General features: G+C 64.1%; 17 protein-coding genes. 9 read left to right on the forward strand and 8 right to left on the reverse strand.

Annotation, left to right across the window (positions count from 1 at the left end):
• Nucleotides 1-311 precede the first annotated feature (311 nt).
• Complete coding sequence (locus C8J47_RS17770) at nucleotides 312-578, forward strand: antitoxin of toxin-antitoxin stability system (RefSeq protein ID WP_121886805.1); 267 nt, start codon at nucleotides 312-314, stop codon at nucleotides 576-578.
• Nucleotides 575-865 carry a type II toxin-antitoxin system RelE/ParE family toxin gene (locus C8J47_RS17775; protein ID WP_121886806.1) on the forward strand — a complete coding sequence of 97 codons (291 nt, stop codon included), beginning with the start codon at nucleotides 575-577 and terminating at the stop codon, nucleotides 863-865. The genes C8J47_RS17770 and C8J47_RS17775 overlap by 4 nt, the downstream gene beginning before the upstream one ends.
• A 438-nt stretch (nucleotides 866-1303) precedes the next feature.
• On the opposite strand, the gene C8J47_RS17780 is transcribed toward C8J47_RS17775, so the two are convergent.
• From C8J47_RS17780 to C8J47_RS17790, 3 genes are all read right to left on the reverse strand, one after another.
• Nucleotides 1304-2704 carry a right-handed parallel beta-helix repeat-containing protein gene (locus C8J47_RS17780; protein ID WP_121886807.1) on the reverse strand — a complete coding sequence of 467 codons (1401 nt, stop codon included), beginning with the start codon at nucleotides 2702-2704 and terminating at the stop codon, nucleotides 1304-1306.
• Between the two features lie 115 nt (nucleotides 2705-2819).
• Nucleotides 2820-3026: a conjugal transfer protein TraD gene (locus C8J47_RS17785; protein WP_121886808.1), complete on the reverse strand. Its 207-nt coding sequence runs from the start codon at nucleotides 3024-3026 to the stop codon at nucleotides 2820-2822.
• 58 nt (nucleotides 3027-3084) lie between these two features.
• Nucleotides 3085-3393 (reverse strand): conjugal transfer protein TraD, encoded by a 309-nt coding sequence (locus C8J47_RS17790; protein WP_121886809.1) that lies wholly within the window; start codon nucleotides 3391-3393, stop codon nucleotides 3085-3087.
• A gap of 151 nt (nucleotides 3394-3544) precedes the next feature.
• Between C8J47_RS17790 and traA the strand changes: the two genes are divergently transcribed.
• The 7 genes from traA to C8J47_RS17825 all read left to right on the forward strand — a co-directional run bounded on the left by traA (nucleotide 3545) and on the right by C8J47_RS17825 (nucleotide 12203).
• Nucleotides 3545-6427 (forward strand): Ti-type conjugative transfer relaxase TraA, encoded by a 2883-nt coding sequence (gene traA / locus C8J47_RS17795; protein ID WP_121886810.1) that lies wholly within the window; start codon nucleotides 3545-3547, stop codon nucleotides 6425-6427.
• An 11-nt stretch (nucleotides 6428-6438) separates the two neighbouring features.
• Entirely contained in the window at nucleotides 6439-7125 is a 687-nt protein-coding gene (locus C8J47_RS17800) for a DUF6118 family protein (protein WP_121886811.1), read from the forward strand.
• Nucleotides 7126-7414: 289 nt separating this feature from the next.
• Nucleotides 7415-7780 (forward strand): dTDP-4-dehydrorhamnose 3,5-epimerase, encoded by a 366-nt coding sequence (locus C8J47_RS17805; protein WP_310886144.1) that lies wholly within the window; start codon nucleotides 7415-7417, stop codon nucleotides 7778-7780.
• Nucleotides 7781-7875: 95 nt separating this feature from the next.
• Nucleotides 7876-8931 carry a dTDP-glucose 4,6-dehydratase gene (rfbB, locus tag C8J47_RS17810; protein WP_121886892.1) on the forward strand — a complete coding sequence of 352 codons (1056 nt, stop codon included), beginning with the start codon at nucleotides 7876-7878 and terminating at the stop codon, nucleotides 8929-8931.
• A complete protein-coding gene (gene rfbD, locus C8J47_RS17815) occupies nucleotides 8928-9857 on the forward strand; it encodes a dTDP-4-dehydrorhamnose reductase (protein ID WP_183129163.1) in 930 nt (309 codons plus the stop codon). Before rfbB ends, rfbD begins: the two co-directional genes overlap by 4 nt.
• Complete coding sequence (gene rfbA, locus C8J47_RS17820) at nucleotides 9854-10741, forward strand: glucose-1-phosphate thymidylyltransferase RfbA (RefSeq protein ID WP_121886813.1); 888 nt, start codon at nucleotides 9854-9856, stop codon at nucleotides 10739-10741. The genes rfbD and rfbA overlap by 4 nt, the downstream gene beginning before the upstream one ends.
• A 202-nt stretch (nucleotides 10742-10943) precedes the next feature.
• Nucleotides 10944-12203, forward strand: a complete 1260-nt coding sequence (locus C8J47_RS17825) for a sugar transferase (protein WP_259467634.1) — start codon at nucleotides 10944-10946, stop codon at nucleotides 12201-12203.
• Here C8J47_RS17825 and C8J47_RS17830 read toward each other — a convergent pair whose 3' ends face one another.
• From C8J47_RS17830 to asnB, 5 genes are all read right to left on the reverse strand, one after another.
• Nucleotides 12204-12614 carry a DnaJ domain-containing protein gene (locus tag C8J47_RS17830; RefSeq protein ID WP_121886815.1) on the reverse strand — a complete coding sequence of 137 codons (411 nt, stop codon included), beginning with the start codon at nucleotides 12612-12614 and terminating at the stop codon, nucleotides 12204-12206.
• Nucleotides 12611-13636: a M48 family metalloprotease gene (locus C8J47_RS17835; RefSeq protein ID WP_121886816.1), complete on the reverse strand. Its 1026-nt coding sequence runs from the start codon at nucleotides 13634-13636 to the stop codon at nucleotides 12611-12613. Before C8J47_RS17835 ends, C8J47_RS17830 begins: the two co-directional genes overlap by 4 nt.
• A gap of 107 nt (nucleotides 13637-13743) precedes the next feature.
• Nucleotides 13744-13983 carry a hypothetical protein gene (locus tag C8J47_RS17840; protein WP_133032097.1) on the reverse strand — a complete coding sequence of 80 codons (240 nt, stop codon included), beginning with the start codon at nucleotides 13981-13983 and terminating at the stop codon, nucleotides 13744-13746.
• 256 nt (nucleotides 13984-14239) lie between these two features.
• Complete coding sequence (locus tag C8J47_RS17845) at nucleotides 14240-15235, reverse strand: NAD-dependent epimerase/dehydratase family protein (protein ID WP_121886817.1); 996 nt, start codon at nucleotides 15233-15235, stop codon at nucleotides 14240-14242.
• A 103-nt stretch (nucleotides 15236-15338) separates the two neighbouring features.
• Nucleotides 15339-17300, reverse strand: coding sequence for an asparagine synthase (glutamine-hydrolyzing) (gene asnB, locus C8J47_RS17850; RefSeq protein ID WP_121886818.1), 1962 nt, complete (start codon nucleotides 17298-17300; stop codon nucleotides 15339-15341).
• Nucleotides 17301-17517 lie beyond the last annotated feature (217 nt).

The following is a 17517-nucleotide window of genomic DNA, read 5'->3' on the forward strand; positions in this document are numbered from 1 at the left end:
GGCATCGGCGCAGAAGTCGGTCCGCAGAGCATCGGCCTCAAGGGCATCACCGGCAACGCCGGCTTCCGCATCCGCGCCGAGGTCAACACCTTCGGTTCGGCACAGAGCTTCCGTCCGATGCTCGGCATCATCACGCACTTCTGAGCCTTGCGCCCGGCAACGGGCATATAGCTGGACGCGTAACGGGGCGGGGAGCGGCTAGGGCCATTTCCCGCCCTTCGTGCGTCCGGGCTTGATCGAGAATCGCGGCGATCATTGTTACTTATGTCGCGACGACGTATATACCTTGTCAGTATCGATGCGAGATTGTCATGCCTAAGCCCGCTGTGTTCACGATGAAGCTCGAGCCCGATCTCCGCGCGGAGTTCATGGCTGCCGCACAAGCGAGCCACCGTCCGGCATCGCAGGTGGTTCGTGAACTCATGCGCGAGTTCGTCGAAAAGCACGATCATACCGCTTTTCTGCACCGCAAAGTCAAGGCGGCGCGCGTGTCGGTCGATGCGGGGCAGGGGCGTGACAATGATGCGGTCGAGGCTGATTTCGCCGCGCGCCGCGCCCGGATCACCGACCGGGCGTGAGGATCGTCTGGACGCCGGAAGCCGAGCAGGACCGCGCAGCGATTTGGGACTATCTCGAGGCGCGTAACTCAGACGCTGCCTTACGGATCGACAGCCTGTTCAACGATGCGGTCGCCGGGCTCGCCTTGTTTCCCATGCTCGGACACGAGGGAGAAATCCCCGGCACACGCGAACTGACACCCCACCGAAGCTACCGCCTCGTTTATGAGGTCGTCGACGATATCGTCTGGATCCTCGTCCTGATCCACGCATCGCGCCAATGGCCCCCGCTGCGGGCCTCGCAATAAGAGCTATTCAGGCATTGGGGTTTGATCATGAACGCCTATTGGCAAGGCGGCCGTGGTTCATGAGTTTTTTGCGTCGAGGAGGCGAAAGGAACCCATCTGAATCTTGTCCACCGCGTTCCCGACACACTCGATGGCGATCGATGTGTCTACACTGCTACGTGTCTACGTGTCTACGTGTCTACGTGTCTACGTGTCTACGTGTCTACGCCTATCAGTGTCCCAACAGCCAGCGGTCTATCGCTGGACGTGACAGGGGCGGGGCGTGACATCGGTCGCGCTCCGCTCTCTTTCGGCGTGATCGGTCGTCTTCACGCTGCTCCATACTGGCGTAGCACGCCAACAAATCTGATTTCGCGGGATCGGCTTGCCGGATTGCGATCTACGACGGTATAAGTACCGGGAAACAGGTTGGGGCAGCGGCAATATGGCCCCTTATTATTACCTGGACGGCGGGATCAGGCGGCCGTTCACCGTCAAAACGCCGGAAATCTTCGAGTTGTAGAGGTCGACCTTACCGGTGATCCGGTTCGTTCCGACGAATTGGCCGCGGGGATAGCCGAATGCGCGGTCGCCCTGCGCCATGGTGCAGTCGCGATAGATTGCGCCCGTCGACCACGGCAGAACCGAGCCATGAAGCGCCGAGAAGCGGCATTTGTCGAACGACACGTTCCGGTTGTTCCCGAGATTGACCATTGGTGCGGTTGCGTCGCCTCCGCCAAAGACTTCACCGGTGGGCGAGCGCGCAGGATCGTCGTCGAAAGTGCATCGGGCGAACGTGGTTGCACGCGCAACTGTGCTATCGCCGAACGCCCTCGTCATCGCACCGACAAAGGTGCAATCTTCAAATTTGAAAAACGGCTTGCTCGGCCAGGCGGACCAGTTGACCGTGCCGATGAACGTACAATTCTCGAAGCGAACGCGTTCGGTATCCCCTGAGTCCGCGACCATGCCGCACCCCCCATTATCGGAGAAGAGGCATTTGAAGAATGCGAGGTCGCGGACGTGTTTCTTTCCCTCGGCTTCGATATCGACGCCAGCGCCCGGTGCGGATTTGATACTGCCCCGCGCGGAACGGGTGAATGAGCAGCCAGTAAAGCGGTAGCCTCGCCCGCCAACGATGCTGCAGCCTTGGCGCCCGTTGGAATCGGCCGTGACCCCGACGAGGCTGCGTTCGACACCTGGTGTATCGGCATCCACACCGTCGATCATCATGCCGTCCTGGCAATGACGATGGGTACGAACCCGCTCTACGATCTCCGACCCTGCGTTGTTTCGAAGGATCAGTCCGGTCGAGAGGATTTGCCAGCCGGTGTCGCCGTACTGCCCTCCCACCATTATCCTGTCGCCGGGGCCTTCAAGGTCGAGATCCGAGATCCGAACGGCGGCAGTGCATCCCTCGACCAGGATCATCGAGTTGTAGGGCGAGGCTACTCCTGGGCCGAGGTACGGCATCACATGTTTGAACGGTTCGCCGTCGCGGAATACCCCAAACCGCAAGCCCGGTTCGCAAAGCAGGCGCGCGCCGTTGCCTTTCAGATGAAGGGGTAAAGAGCATCCCGTGAACGTCAGCAGCTCGCGAGGGGGGAAGGCGAATGCGCCCTGCACCTGGAGGCCTTGAGCGCCCACGACGTATGTCGTGCGACGAAATTCCACAGTCCCACCGCCGTACAGTCGTACTGCCGTCGATAGGCGTGCCATCGCAGCGCTGTCGTTCGTTACGCCATCGCCTTTCGCACCGAACTCTTCCGGCGTGAACACGCGATTTTGCGCTGCGAACGCGCGGGACGCGCACGGTACCAGCAGGGCTCCGCGAAGGAGGGCGCGTCGATGGATCATCATGTATCCGTTTCCCACTTTACTCACATAAAATAAAGCTGCGACATTCGCCAAATTCGGTCGAGCGTTCATCAGATGAGGGGCGCCGGTTGCCAGGCCAGTTGCGCCGTCTCCCATGTCATTTTTCTATAGCGAAGGCACGTCGGCCACGTCGTCGCCATAGCGCAAGCGTATCGCCATTTGCCTTATTCCGTGCCTTGCCGACGGTCTCTAGTAACGCGCCGTAAATGGTCGCGCGATCGTCGTCGGTGAGATCGACCAAGCCAGCCTTCTGGACGAGGCCGCCCAGTTCGATCAGGTGGCGGGTGCGTTCTCGGCGTTGCACGACCCAGTCCCGCGTATCAGTTCGACGCCGCGCTGCTTCCAAACGTAGGACCAAGGCCCTATTGTGTCGCTCCGCCGTTGCTATGGCTGTCAGGCTTTGTGTCACCCTTTTGCGTGTCGTCTGAAACGACCTTGCGGCTTCGTCGCTGAAAGAAGGCGGCGCCGGTTGCGCGCCACGCCTCCTTTCGATCAGCATCGTCTGTCGCAACCGCAGCGAGTAGCACCCCTGCAAGGGTCTCAGGCTCGAGTCCTTGAGCACCCGTTGCGACGACCAGCTCACCAAGCTGTTGAATCTTCTTCGCTTTGAGGTCTCGTGCGCGATCGTTCAGCGCTTTGAGCTCGGCGTCATAGTCCCGGACTTTACGCATCGTGTGTGTTCCCGCATGGCTCATCACGAAAGCTGACTATGCCGTTCGTACGTTACAGCATCAAGTCATGAGCGACCAAACGAAGTGGTCGTGAGTGCGCGCTTAAACGTCGTTGCCGACGTGCGCTCAGAAGCGTAAAAGACGCGGCGTCATGGCGATCTACCATTTCTCCGCCAAGGTCATCAGCCGCGCGAAGGGATCGAGCGCCGTTGCTGCGGCTGCGTATCGCTCTGCTTCCGAACTGTTCGATAATCGTCTGGAACGGCATCACAACTTCACGAACAAGAGTGGCGTTGTTCACTCCGAAGTGATGTTGCCGGAAGGCGCGCCAGAGCGGTTGCAGGATCGCACGACGCTGTGGAACGAGGTGGAGGCGGCGGAGAAGCGCAAGGACGCGCAACTCGCCCGCGAGATCGAGTTCTCGATTCCACGTGAGATGAACCGCGAGCAGGGCATTTCGCTGGCGCGCGATTTCGTCGCGGAGCAGTTCGTGAAGCGCGGCATGGTCGCCGATCTCAATGTGCACTGGGACAAGGCCGAGGACGGCAGCCCCAAGCCGCACGCACATGTCATGCTGGCGATGCGCGAAGTGGGGCCTGACGGCTTTGGCCAGAAGGCGCGCGACTGGAACCAGAACGAACTGTTGCAGCACTGGCGGGAAGCCTGGGGTGCGCACGTCAACGAGCGGCTGGCAGAGCTCGGGATCGACGCACGGATCGACCATCGCTCCTATGCCGAACAGGGCATAAAGCTCGAGCCGCAGCACAAGATCGGTCCAGCTGCATCGCGGCGACCGGGGCAGGGGCTCGAAGCCGAACGGCTCGAGGATCACGACCGCATCGCGCGCGAGAATGGCGAGCGTATCATCGCCGACCCGAATATCGCGCTCGATGCGATCACGCGAACGCAGGCGACGTTCACCAACCGTGACCTCGCCATCTTTGCGTTCCGGCATTCGGAGGGCAGGGATCAGTATGACCGGGTGATGGCGGCTGCGAAGGCATCGCCAGACCTCGTTGCGCTGGGCAAGGACGGGCGCGGCAACGAGCGGTTCACGAGCCGCGAGATGATCGCGACCGAGGCGCGGTTGGAGCGTGCATCCGACCGGCTTGCCGGGACCAGGGATCACTTCGTCGCTGCCACTCGCGTCCAGCGCGCTCTGGACGCGGCGCAGGGCAGGGGGCTCACCCTGTCGGGCGAGCAGCGGGACGCGTTAGGGCGGATTACCGAACGCGAAGGTCTCGCCTCCGTCGTCGGCTATGCCGGCAGTGGCAAGTCGGCGATGCTGGGGGTTGCGCGCGAGGCGTGGGAGGATGCCGGCTACACGGTACGCGGGGCCGCACTGTCCGGGATCGCGGCGGAGAATTTGGAGAGCGGTTCCGGCATCACGTCGCGCACCATCGCAAGCCTCGAATATGCATGGGGCAGGGACCGTGAACAACTCGGCCCCCGTGACGTGCTGGTGGTCGACGAGGCGGGCATGATCGGTACGCGGCAGATGGAGCGGCTGCTGTCGGCAGCAGATCAGGCCGGTGCCAAGGTGGTGTTGGTCGGCGACCCCGAGCAGTTGCAGGCGATCGAGGCGGGCGCAGCGTTCCGGTCGATCAGCGAGCGGCACGGTGCTGCCGAGATCACCGAGATTCGCCGGCAGCGGGCGGCGTGGCAGCGCGATGCGACGCGGTGGCTTGCGACGGGTATGACACCCGAGGCGATCGGCGCGTACCGCGAGCACGGCATGGTGCACGCGGCGGACACGCGCGAGGCCGCGCGAGCAAATCTGGTTGAGGGCTGGGACCGGTTGCGGCGGGCAGAGCCGGGTTCGACCCGTATGATCCTCACCCATACCAACGCCGAGGTGCTGGCGCTCAATGGCGAGGCGCGCGAGCGGTTGCGCGCAACTGGCGACCTTGGCGACGATGTCGTCGTGCAAGCGGAGCGGGGCGAGCGGCAATTCGCGACCGGCGACCGGATCATGTTCCTGCGCAACGAGCGCGGGCTGGGGGTGAAGAACGGTACGCTGGGTATGATCGAGGCCGTATCAAGTGAACGGATGGATGTGCGTCTCGATGACGGCCGTCAGGTCGGGTTTGACCTCAAGGACTATGCCCATGTCGATCATGGCTATGCCGCTACCATCCACAAATCGCAGGGCGTGACGGTCGACCACGTCGACGTGCTCGCCACGCCCGGCATGGACCGGCACGCGGCCTATGTCGCCCTGTCGCGGCACCGTGACGGGGTGCAGCTGCATTACGGGCACGACGACTTCGCGAGCGACGCGAAGCTTGCCGCGGTGCTGTCACGCGACCGGTCGAAGGACATGGCGGCGGACTATGCGGCCGAGCCTGAGGTGGTTCGTGCTTTTGCCGACAGGCGTGAGATCCGGCTCCCCGAGCGGGCGCGGGCGGTGATCGAGAAGGTGGAGGCCAAGGCGCGCTCGATGTTCGCCGGGTTCAGGCCAAAGCCACGGGAGGTGCCTGACCGTGTGACCGAAAGCACGAGCCGGCCGGGCGAGGTGAAGGCGATCCAGCGCTATGCGCGTGCCGCGGCCGATATCGCGCGCATGCGTGAGAAATACCTGCCGGTGTTGCCGCATCAGGAAACCGCGCTGGCGCGCGCAAGCGAGACGCTAGACAGGTCTCGCTATCTTGGCAGCAGCGATCTGGCGTCGGCGTTCGCGTGCAATCCGCAGCTGGCCCGGGATGTCGCCGCTGGCGAAATGCGGGCCGTTTCCCGTGCCCTGGCGGAGGAAGCCCGCGTCCGGGCCGACCCGGCGCTGCGTGCCGACCGGTTCATGGAGCATTGGCGGGTACTGGAGGCCGAACGCGGTGATGCCCGCACAGGCCCCGTCGCGCGGCGCATGGCCGTCATGGTCGACGACCTGCGGCATGACCCCATGCTGAAGGAAGAGCTGGCCCGCCGCGCACCCGAGCTGGGGATCCATATCGAGAGTGCGCCGTCGCTCGAGCAGATGCTCGAGCGCCAGAGGCAGTTCGAACGTGACCGGCAGCAGGATCGTGACCTTAGCCGATAGGAGACAAGCGGATGGCGGATGGCGAAGACGACGCGGCCACGGCCTTCGAAGACCTTCGTGCCGAGGTGTCGTTGATGCGTCGCGCGGTCGAGCGGCTGGCGGCCGAGCGCGCCGAACCGTCGGACACGCCGGACTACGCCGAGACGCTGGGGATCATATCCCGGAACCTCTACGCGACGGCGCAGCGTATCGATGCGGTGGTAAACAGTCCGGCGCTGGCGCTTACTCCGCATGAGATCGGCCGGCAGATCATAGAGGTTGGTACTGCGGGGCGGAGCGAGGATCGCCGTGCTATCGCCGCTGCACGGCAGGTGATCGAGGAGGTCGCAACGAAGCTCGGTCGTCAGCTGGACTCGCATGTCATGGCGGACGAGCAGCGCGGGCGGGTGCGTCGCATTGGGCTGATCGGACTTGTGCTGGGGATGGTCATGTGGGCAACGCTGGCGGGCCCAGTCGCGCGGACCATGCCGCCCGGCTGGCAGTTGCCGGAGCGGATGGCGGCGCGGACGTTGCGCATGCCAATGTGGGAAGGGGGGCAGCGCCTGATGCGGGCTGCGTCACCCAGGGCGTTCGCCGGTATCGTGGCTGGCGATCAGCTGGTCGCTGCTAATCGCAAAACGCTGGAGGCCTGTCGCAAGCGGGCTGGAAGGTCAGGGAACACCGTGCACTGTGCGATCGAGGTGAAGCCGGAGGACTGAGACATGATGATGTGCCCGAACAGGATCGCGCTGCGCTCGTGGTCATGCTGGATCAGGCGCTATGCGATGAGGGGCGGACCAAGCCGCAGGCTGGGCAAGGCGACTGGTTTCGCGGCAAATTCAAACGATCGGAGTATGAGTAGAATGGCTGGACTACGTGTGTTCAGACCAGAAGCACGTTCGCAGCACGAGTGCTGCTGTTTCTAGATCATGGCGGTGGAAGCGAACCCTGTTCTTAGCTAACAATATCAGGCTGAAACCGGTTTTGCATCGTAGTGAGGATGCAGGCATGATGAGATTTGTGTCCGCGTTCACGCTGCGTGGCCTGCATTTCCAGACCCCGCCGCGGGGGCAGGACAAGCTGGTACGGTGTATTCGAGGACGAATTTTCGACGTCGCGGTCGATATTCGCAAGGGGTCGCCGACCTTCGGCAAGTGGGTTGGAACGGAATTGTCGGCGCAGACCGGCGACCAGCTTTTCATCCCGGTCGGTTTCGCGCACGGCTTCCTGACGCTCGAGCCCGATTGTGAAGTCATCTACAATGCTCGGACACCTATGCGCCCGAAGCCGATCAGGGCATACGCTGGGACGATCCCGCAATCGGTTCGGGCGGCATCGCCTGGCCGATCCCGATCGGTACGACGCCCGAGCTGAGCGCAAAGGATCAGGTCCAGCCGCTATTGGCAAACTTCGATAGCCCATTTTCCTATGATGGCTGTCCTCGTCTCGCTCGTTTGAAGGATAGATTGATGCGCATTTTCGTCACCGGCGGGGCCGGCTTCATCGGCTCGGCGCTCGTCCGCCACTTGCTGGAAAACACGCAGTACGAAGTGCTCAACTTCGACAAGCTGACCTATGCCGGCACGCTGACGACGGTCGAGCGGGTCGCACAGTCGAACCGCTACCGCTTCGTCCAGGGCGACATCTGCGATGCCGATGCCGTCCGCGCGGCGATCGCCGAGTTCAAGCCCGACGTGATCACGCATCTGGCGGCCGAGAGCCATGTCGATCGCTCGATCGACGGCCCCGGCGCGTTCGTCCAGACCAACGTCGTTGGCACCTACACGATGCTGGCCGAGGCGCGCGCCTATTGGCTGTCGCTCGACGAGGCGGCTCGCGAGCGCTTCCGGTTCCATCACATCTCGACCGATGAGGTTTACGGCTCGCTCGGCGAGACCGGGCTGTTCACCGAGGAGACGCCGTACGATCCGCGCTCGCCTTACTCGGCGTCGAAGGCGGGGTCGGACCACCTCGTCAGCGCGTGGGGCCACACCTTCGGGCTGCCGGTGCTGATCACCAACTGCTCGAACAATTACGGGCCCTATCACTTCCCCGAAAAGCTCATTCCGCTGATGATCGTCAAGGCGCTCGCCGGTGCCGCCCTGCCGGTCTACGGCAAGGGCGACCAGGTCCGCGACTGGCTGTTCGTCGAAGACCACGTCCGTGCGCTGCATGCGGTGTTCGAAAGAGGCGAGCCAGGCCGGACCTACAATGTCGGCGGGAATAACGAGAAGCAGAACCTCGAGGTCGTGAAGACCGTCTGCGCGATCCTCGACCGCCTCCGCCCGCGCGCCGATGGCCAGTCCTACGCGACGCAGATCACTTACGTCGCCGACCGTCCGGGGCACGACAAGCGCTATGCGATCGACGCGACGCGGATCAAGGATGAGCTCGGCTGGGAGCCGACCGAGACGTTCGAGACCGGGATCGAGAAGACTGTCGCCTGGTATCTCGACAATCAGGACTGGTGGCAGGCGATCGTCGCCGAGCACAGCGCCGACCAGCGCCGCGGCCTTTCGGTATGACTGACGCCCCTCGGGCTGGCGGCGTGAAACAGATCCTCGTCACCGGCGGGAACGGCCAGCTCGGTACCGAACTGAAGCGCTATTCTTGGCCGGAGGGCTGGGCGGTTACCGCGATCGACATCGACGAACTCGATCTGCGCGATACCGATGCGATCGCCGCGATGGTCGCGTCCGAACCTTGGGCGGCGGTGATCTCCGCCGGCGCCTATACCGCCGTCGACAAGGCCGAGAGCGACATCGTTACCGCTTGGGCGGTCAACGCGCTGGCGCCCGCGGCGTTTGCGGAAGGCTGCGCGAAGGCCGGTATCCCGATCGTCCAGGTCTCGACCGACTACGTCTTCGACGGCGCGCGCGACGGCGCATGGGAGGTGACCGATCCGGTCGCGCCGCTCGGCGTCTACGGCGCGTCGAAGCTCGGGGGCGAACTCGCGGTCCGAACGTCCGGCGCGCGCCATGCGATCGTCCGGACCGCCTGGGTGGTCAGCGCACACGGCAGCAATTTCGTGAAGACGATGCTGCGCGTCGGCGCGACCAACCCGACATTGCGCGTGGTCGACGACCAGCACGGCAGCCCGACGTCCGCGGCCGATCTCGCGGCCGCGCTCGCGACGATCACGATGCGCCTCGTCGACGACCCTGTCGCCCCTACCGGCACCTATCATTTCAGCAACGCGGGCGCGGTCACCTGCGCCGACTTCGCCCGCGAGATTTTCGTACAGAGCGCGGTGCGCGGTGGTGCCCGCGCCGAAGTGCAAGGCATCACCACCGCCGAATATCCGACGCCTGCGACGCGCCCGGCGAATTCGCTGCTCAGCCACGACGCGATCACGCGCGACTACGGCATCCATCCCCCGGCCTGGCAGACCGCGCTCGGCAACATCCTCGACGAACTGCTCGGGGCCCCCAAGAAGGACATTCCCCGATGAAGGGCATCATTCTCGCAGGCGGTTCGGGCACGCGACTGCATCCGGCGACGCTCGCCGTGAACAAGCAGCTGCTGCCGGTCTACGACAAGCCGATGATCTACTACCCGCTGTCGGTGCTGATGCTCGCCGGCATCCGCGACATCCTGATCATCTCGAACCCCGAATTTATCGGCAATTACAAGAGTTTGTTCGCTGACGGTGCGGCACTCGGCCTGGCGATCGCCTACGCCGAACAGCCCAAGCCGGAGGGCTTGGCCCAAGCGTTCACGATCGGCGCGGACTTCATCGGTGACGATGATGTTGCGCTCGTGCTTGGCGACAACATCTTCTTCGGCGCGCACCTGACCGACCTGCTGGCGAGCGCGGTCGCGCGCAAGGGTTGCGCGACGGTATTCTCCTACCGCGTCGAGGATCCCGAGCGTTACGGCGTCGTCGAGTTCGGTGACGGCGGCAAAGCCGTCAGCCTCGAGGAAAAGCCGGCAAAGCCCAAGTCGCATCATGCCGTCACCGGCCTGTATTTCTACGACAATCGGGTCGTGCAATTTGCCCGCGACCTGAAACCATCGCCACGCGGCGAACTCGAGATCACCGACCTCAACCGCATCTACATGGACGCTGGCGACCTGTTCGTCGAACAGATGGGCCGCGGCTATGCCTGGCTTGATACCGGCACGCACGACAGCCTGCTCGAGGCCAGCGAGTTCGTCCGGACCATCCAGCACCGTCAGGGCATCCAGATCGCATGCCTTGAGGAAATCGCTTACGAACGAGGCTTTATCACTGCCGACCAGGCGTGTGCAGCAGGCGAGAGGTTCAAGAAGACGGCATATGGCCGAGCAATCCTGAACGCCGTTTCCGACCGAGATCGTGGATTGGTCGGGTAAGCAAGACTCCTGTCGGCAGAGGCTGTCGATGTGAAGATCGCATTCCAGCGGCAAGCAGGATTGTAATGCTTGCTGGAAAGAGGTGGAGGGCATACCGCGCCATGCAAGTCGATTTGGTCGTGGCTCGGCAAAACGTACAAGCTGTTAATACGGTATGGGGTGGTTCTTGCTTATAACCGGCGATAATGGACGGTCCACGCGGGTGAGCCATACCGACGTTCGATTGCTCAAGCCGCTCTTGGTGGTGGCGTTGACGGCGTATTTCGTTCCGTTGGCCGCGCCGCTGGTAGCATCGGGCACGCTCTCCCTAGACCTTTCGAGCACGGGCAACACTCAGCTGACGTCGCTGATCGCGGCGGTTACGGCGTTGCTCGTCTTCCGGCGGGTCACGATCTATCCGGGCGCGCGCGCGTTCGGCTTCATCTTGCCCGCCTTCTCAACGACATTCGGGATGGCTGCGGCGATCTTGTTGACTTCGCGTCTGAGCTATAGCGGCTCGATGCTGCTGACCGGGTATCTCGCGTCGGTGGGCGTGACGTTCCTGCTCGGCTATTTTAATCAGAGCGCAGCACCCAGGCGCATGTACTACGTCCCCGTGGGCAAGACGGGCATCGTCGACGACACGCCCGAGATCGATTGGATCAAGCTCATCGAACCGGTCGTGCCCGACGATCCGCATGCTTCGATCGTCGTCGACCTGCGGTCGAACCATTCGCCCGAATGGGAGCGGATGCTGGCGCAGGCGGCGATCTCGGGCATTCCCGTCTACCATACCAAGCAGTTGCGCGAATCGGTGACCGGGCGTGTCCAGATTGAGCATCTGTCCGAGAACAGCTTCGGCTCGTTGCTGCCGGCGCTTGGCTATCGCGGGATCAAGCGGACGATCGATATCGTCGCAAGCATCGTGCTGTTGCCGATCCTGCTGCTGCCTCTCATCGTCGTCGCGCTGCTGGTGCGGGCGAGCTCGCCCGGACCCGTGCTGTTCCGTCAGCAGCGGATGGGGTATCGCGGCATCCCCTTCAACATGATCAAGTTCCGCACGATGGTCGAGCAGGCGACGACGACCGGCGACGTCGCCGCGCGGCACTCGGCGATCACCCGCGATGCCGACGACCGCATCACCGGTATCGGTCGCTTCCTGCGCCGCTCGCGGATCGACGAACTGCCGCAGATCATCAACATCCTGCGCGGCGAGATGAGCTGGATCGGACCGCGGCCGGAAGCGGTGCCGCTGTCGACCTGGTACGAGAGCGAGCTCCCCTTCTACGCCTATCGCCATATCGTGCGGCCGGGGATCACGGGGTGGGCGCAGGTCAACCAGGGCCATGTCGCCGGGCTCGACGACGTCCACGTCAAGCTCCACTATGATTTCTACTACATCAAGTTCTTCTCGTCGTGGCTCGACCTCCTGATCGCGCTCCGCACCATCGGCATCATGTTTACCGGTTTCGGCGCCAAATAGTCAGCGGACGAGGCATGCCACGTTCGCTGCGATCGCCGCGCTCACGACGAGCACGCCGACCGCCCACCAGCGGATCCTGCGATGGGCCTCGAGCCGGGGCGGCGGGTTAGGCCCGGAGCCGTGTTTGGCACGGCGCCCATCATAGCGGGCCAAGCGGGTCCGCACACGGCGCTGGTGCGCGATATGGAGCCGCTCGCTTTCCGCCAGGGCGACGTCGTGCCGGGCCTTTGTGCTCGGCTCCGACAGACAGCGATAGGCTTGCTGGACCTCGTGGAGACGTCCCGGCAGGTGCGCTGATTGCCCGTGATCGGGATGATGATGCTTCGCCAGCCGGACGAACGCGGCGCGGATGTCGAGGGACGACGCATCGCGGGCGACGCCGAGGACCTGGTAGAAATCACGCTGGCTCACCGTTGGCGCGCCGCGGCCAGCGCGCGCATCGCGGCGATGCGTTTGCCGGCGGAGTCATGCGCGGCGAACAGCTCGATACCGAGATCGCCTCCACCGAGACGCCCTAGGATGGCGGCCCCCCGGACCGGGTCGAACCCCGCGTCGAGCATCAGCGTCCCGCCAAGCGCATCGGCCTCACGCTCGGTTTCGCGCACGATTCGGCCGCTGCGTCCCAGATTGCGGCCGATGCCGTGTCCGACCTCGCCGCCCCGCATGACAAGGGCGTGATGCAGGATGTTGTGCGCCATCTCGTGCGCAAGGATGAACGCGAGTTCGTCGTCGTTCCGGACCGTCGATAGCAGACCGGTGGTGGTGAAGACATGGCGGCCGTCGGCATAGGCGTTGCGCTGGTCCGAGCGCGCGAGGTGGACGTAGGACGGGCAGGCGAGACGCGGCGTCACCGTGACGGTCGAGACCACCCCCTTGCGCAGCAGCGAGATCGCAAACGGCGTGGTCTTCGTGTGCGCCAGCAGGTCGCGAACGGCGTCGGCGCGGGCATGCGCGCGGGCGGCATCGAACGGCGTGGCAAGCGCCGTCTCGGGGGGGATCGCGTGGCCATCGATCCCCAGCAGCACGTCGCCGGGACGGATCCCTGCCAGCGCCGCGGGACCGCCCGGAACGACCGCGATCAAGCCAGGGCCGCGATCGAGCGACAGTCCGGTGATCATGCCTGCGCGATCGGCCAGCTCGAATTGCGATAGGTGCTGGAGCACGAGGCCGAGAGCGGGCTCGAGCGCCGGGCAACGGGCTCGGCCGGCGGTGGCGAGACGAAACGTGATGCGCTCCACCCGGCCATCCGCCTCCCGGCCCGGCAAAGTCGATACTGCGGTCGCTACCGGGGCCGGGGCAGGGTGGGGGGGCAGCGCCGAGATCGACTTCGACAAGGGCTGTACGACCTGCGCAGCGACAAGGCCGGTTACCGGTCCGGCCGCGATCACGGCGACGATACCGAGCATTCCAAGCATGGGATTGACCGAAGCCATGGGCGATCAATCGATCGATCTAAGAGGGCAGACAAAAGCGTCCGGACAAGAAAAAGGCCCGGAATGGATAACCATCCGAGCCGTTCTTCTACCGAAAACCAGATGGCTTACGGGCTGTTGGGCGTGTCGTCGTTCTTGTCGACGGCAACATAGATGCCGAGACCGACTGCAACGACTGCGAGTGCAGCGACGATGAAGCCACCACCGCTAGCAAGTGCGTTGTCGCCATCGACCGATTCCTTGGCCGGCTGCGTGAGCGGGGTAGCGACGGGAGCCGCTGCCGCGATGGTCGGCGCTGCGACGAGCGAAAGCGCCGTCATCGCCGTGTAGAGTGCCTTCAATTTCATTGCCTTCATCCCCTTTGTAGGATTCGGAAAACCCAATATCGCAGTTTCCATAGCCCCGAATCGCCGCCCTTGTCCACATCAAATAATGGCAAGTTTTGCTATTCGTCATAGACTTATAGACGATATCGAAACTCGTCGAGCAACGGCAAGTTCCTTTGTCCGGGGTGTTTCCGGGGTGTTCTAGACAGATTCCGTCATCGCAGTCATGACGCCTGCGACTCTCGGGTCGAAGTATTCGGCCCGAGAGTCGTATGGCTCAGAGACCGTGATACTCGCGATACCAGGCCACGAACTGCGGCACGCCTTGGGCGATCGTCGTCCGCGGTTCGAAGCCGAGGTCGTTCTGGATCGCGCTGATGTCGGCGAAGGTATCGCGCACGTCGCCGGGCTGCATCGGCAGCAGCCGGCGCTCGGCGGGACGACCGCAGGCCTGTTCGATCAGCGAGATCATCTCGCCGAGATCCTCCGACTGGCTGTTGCCGATATTGTAGATCCGGTGCGGGCTGACGCTGCCGCCTGCTTTCACGCTGCCATCGTCGGCGGGCGGATTGTCGACGCAGGCGACGATGCCGGCGACGATGTCGTCGATATAGGTGAAGTCGCGGCGCATGTTGCCCTCGCCGAACACGTCGATCGGACGACCCTCGAAGATCGCCTTGGTGAACAGCCACATCGCCATGTCGGGACGGCCCCACGGGCCATAGACGGTGAAGAAGCGCAGGCCGGTCAGCGGGATCCGGTAGAGATGCGCGTAGGTCTCGCTCATCAGCTCGTCCGCCTTCTTGGTGGCGGCATAGAGCGACAGCGGCTGGTCGACGCGGTCCTCGACGCGGAACGGCAGCGTGTCGTTGCCGCCATAGACCGACGAGGACGAGGCATAGACCATATGCTCGACCTTCCGGTGGCGGGCGATCTCGATCATGTTGAGATGCCCGGCGAGATTGGCTTGCAGATAGGCGCGCGGGTTCTCGATCGAATAGCGCACGCCGGCTTGCGCACCGAGATGGACGATCCGGTCGAACGATTCGCCGTCGAGCACAGCCTCAAGCGCGACATGATCGGAGAAGTCGACCTGCTTGAACGCGAAGCCGTCGCCCAGCTTGTCGAGCTCGGCGAGGCGAGCATGCTTCAGCGTGACGTCGTAATATTCGTTGAGGCTGTCGATGCCGAGCACCGTATCGCCGCGTGCGAGCAGATGGCGGCTGACGTTGAAGCCGATGAACCCGGCTGCGCCGGTAACGAGAACGCGCATGCGGTCACTCCTGAAAATTCAAAATGCCTCTACGGCGCGGTCCCGTAAACGGCAACGCCCGGTGGTTTGAGAAGGGCGGTCGCTTGCGAAAGACTGTCTGGGTTCAGCGTGCATGCCATTCGCGCGCCCAGGCCTGGAACATCAGCACGCCCCAAAGCGATGCGGTTCGGTCGTGCGTGCCGGCGAGGTGCTCGGCCCAGCGTGCGCGGATCGCGGCGATGTCGAGCGTCGGCTGCTCGGCCAGCGCCTGAACCGACAAGAGCGATTCCGCCCAGTCGCGCAGCGGACCGCGCAGCCACGCGCCGATCGGGATCGCGAACCCCGCCTTGGGCCGCTCGATCAGCGTCTTGGGGACATAGCGATACAGGATCTGGCGCAGGGCCCATTTGCCCTGGCCGTCACGGACCTTGAACGCGAGCGGCGTGCGCCACGCCTGCTCGACGACGCGGTGGTCGAGCAGCGGGACGCGGGTCTCCAGGCTGGCCGCCATCGCCGCGCGGTCGACCTTGGTCAGGATGTCGTTGGGCAGATAGGATTGCATGTCCCAGTGCATCATCTGCTCGGCTGCCTCGTTTCGCAGCGCAGGCGGCGTATCGATCGATGCGGCCAAGCGTATGTCGGATGTCAGCGGCAGCCCGCCCGACCATTCCTCGCTGGAGGCGCGATAGATGTCGGCGATCCCGACCTCAGTTTGCAGCATCCGGCCGACCTTGTGGACCTTGTCGCCCAGCATCGAGATGCGCGGCACCCCCGGGAGCCGGGTCAGCGCGTCCCAGGTGCCGGGTGACAACCGGGTAAGCGCCTTGCCGATACCCGCGCGCAACGGCGCCGGCACGCGCGCGGCCGCATCCCAATAACGGCGCGACACGAGGTAGCGATTATACCCGCAGAACAGCTCGTCGCCGCCATCGCCCGACAGCGCGACGGTGACCGACTGCCGCGTCAGCCGGCTGAGCAGAACGGTCGGGATCTGAGAGGAATCGGCAAACGGCTCGTCGTAGATCCGCGCGAGGTCGGGGATCACCGCGCGGACGTCTTCGGCATCCACATACATCTCGTGGTGATCGGTGCCGAGATGCGCGGCGACCGCGCGGGCATGCGGTGCCTCGTCGAACCCGGTTTCAGCAAAGCCGATCGTGAAGGTCTTCACGTCGGCGCTGGTGACGTTGCGCATCAACGCGACGATCGCCGAGGAATCGACGCCACCCGACAGGAACGCGCCGACCGGTACGTCGGCGACTGTCTGGATCTTCACCGCCTCGGTCAGCCGCGCTTCGAGACCTGACAGCGCCTCGCTCTCGGTCATCGCCGGATCGGCCCCCGCCGCGACGACTGCGTCAAGCGACCAGTACCGGCGACATGTAACACCGGGCAGCGATGCACCGTCTGCGGTTGGCGGCAGTGCGGGCGGTGCGCCAAGCGCATCGCGACCCAGCGTCACGATCACGCCGGGTTCCACCTTGTAGACATGTCGAAGGATCGACCAGGGGGCAGGGACGTAGTTGAAGCGCAGGTACAGCGACAGCACGTCCGGATCGACCAGGTTGGCAAAGCCGGGCGCGGCGCGCAACGCCTTCAACTCGGAGCCAAACACCAGTCCGATCCCGCTCCACCCATAGAAAAGCGGTTTCTCGCCCATCCGGTCGCGCGCGAGACTCAGCGTGTGCGCGTGGCGGTCCCACAGCGCGATTGCGAACATCCCGACGGCGCGTTCGAGCGTCGCATCCAGGCCCCAGCGCGCGATGCCGTGGACCAGCGTCTCGGTATCGGAATGCCCGCGCCACCCGATCGCTCCGGTCGCCTCGAGCTCGCGGCGCAGGTCGAGATGATTATAGATCTCGCCATTGAAGACGATCATGTAGCGTCCGCAGGGCGACGCCATCGGCTGATGCCCGGCGGGTGATAGATCGACGATCGACAGGCGGCGATGCGATAGGGCGATCCCTACCGCAGGATCGGCCCAAGCACCGCCATCGTCGGGACCGCGGTGCGTCAGCGCGTCCGCCATCGGGGTGGCATCGACCGTAGCGCTCGATGCGCTCCAATACCCTGCTATCCCACACATGCGATACTCTCCCAGCGATGACACCAAGTCCAAGAACCGCAGCAGGAGGTCCAAAGCGTATCGCCGCGGTAAAGTCCAGCGGCCGGCCTGCTCTCGTGAGACCGAGTTGCCGGACCGTAAGGTCCTGAAGAGCCTCGTTCCGCTGGCGCGTCGTTTGTGGCGGGGTCGTGTACGACAGGTGACACGGCACGCAGCTGATCGATCCGAAGACCGTCGA

This window comes from Sphingomonas sp. PP-F2F-G114-C0414 (genome assembly GCF_003688595.1).
Classification (GTDB): Bacteria; Pseudomonadota; Alphaproteobacteria; order Sphingomonadales; family Sphingomonadaceae; genus Sphingomonas.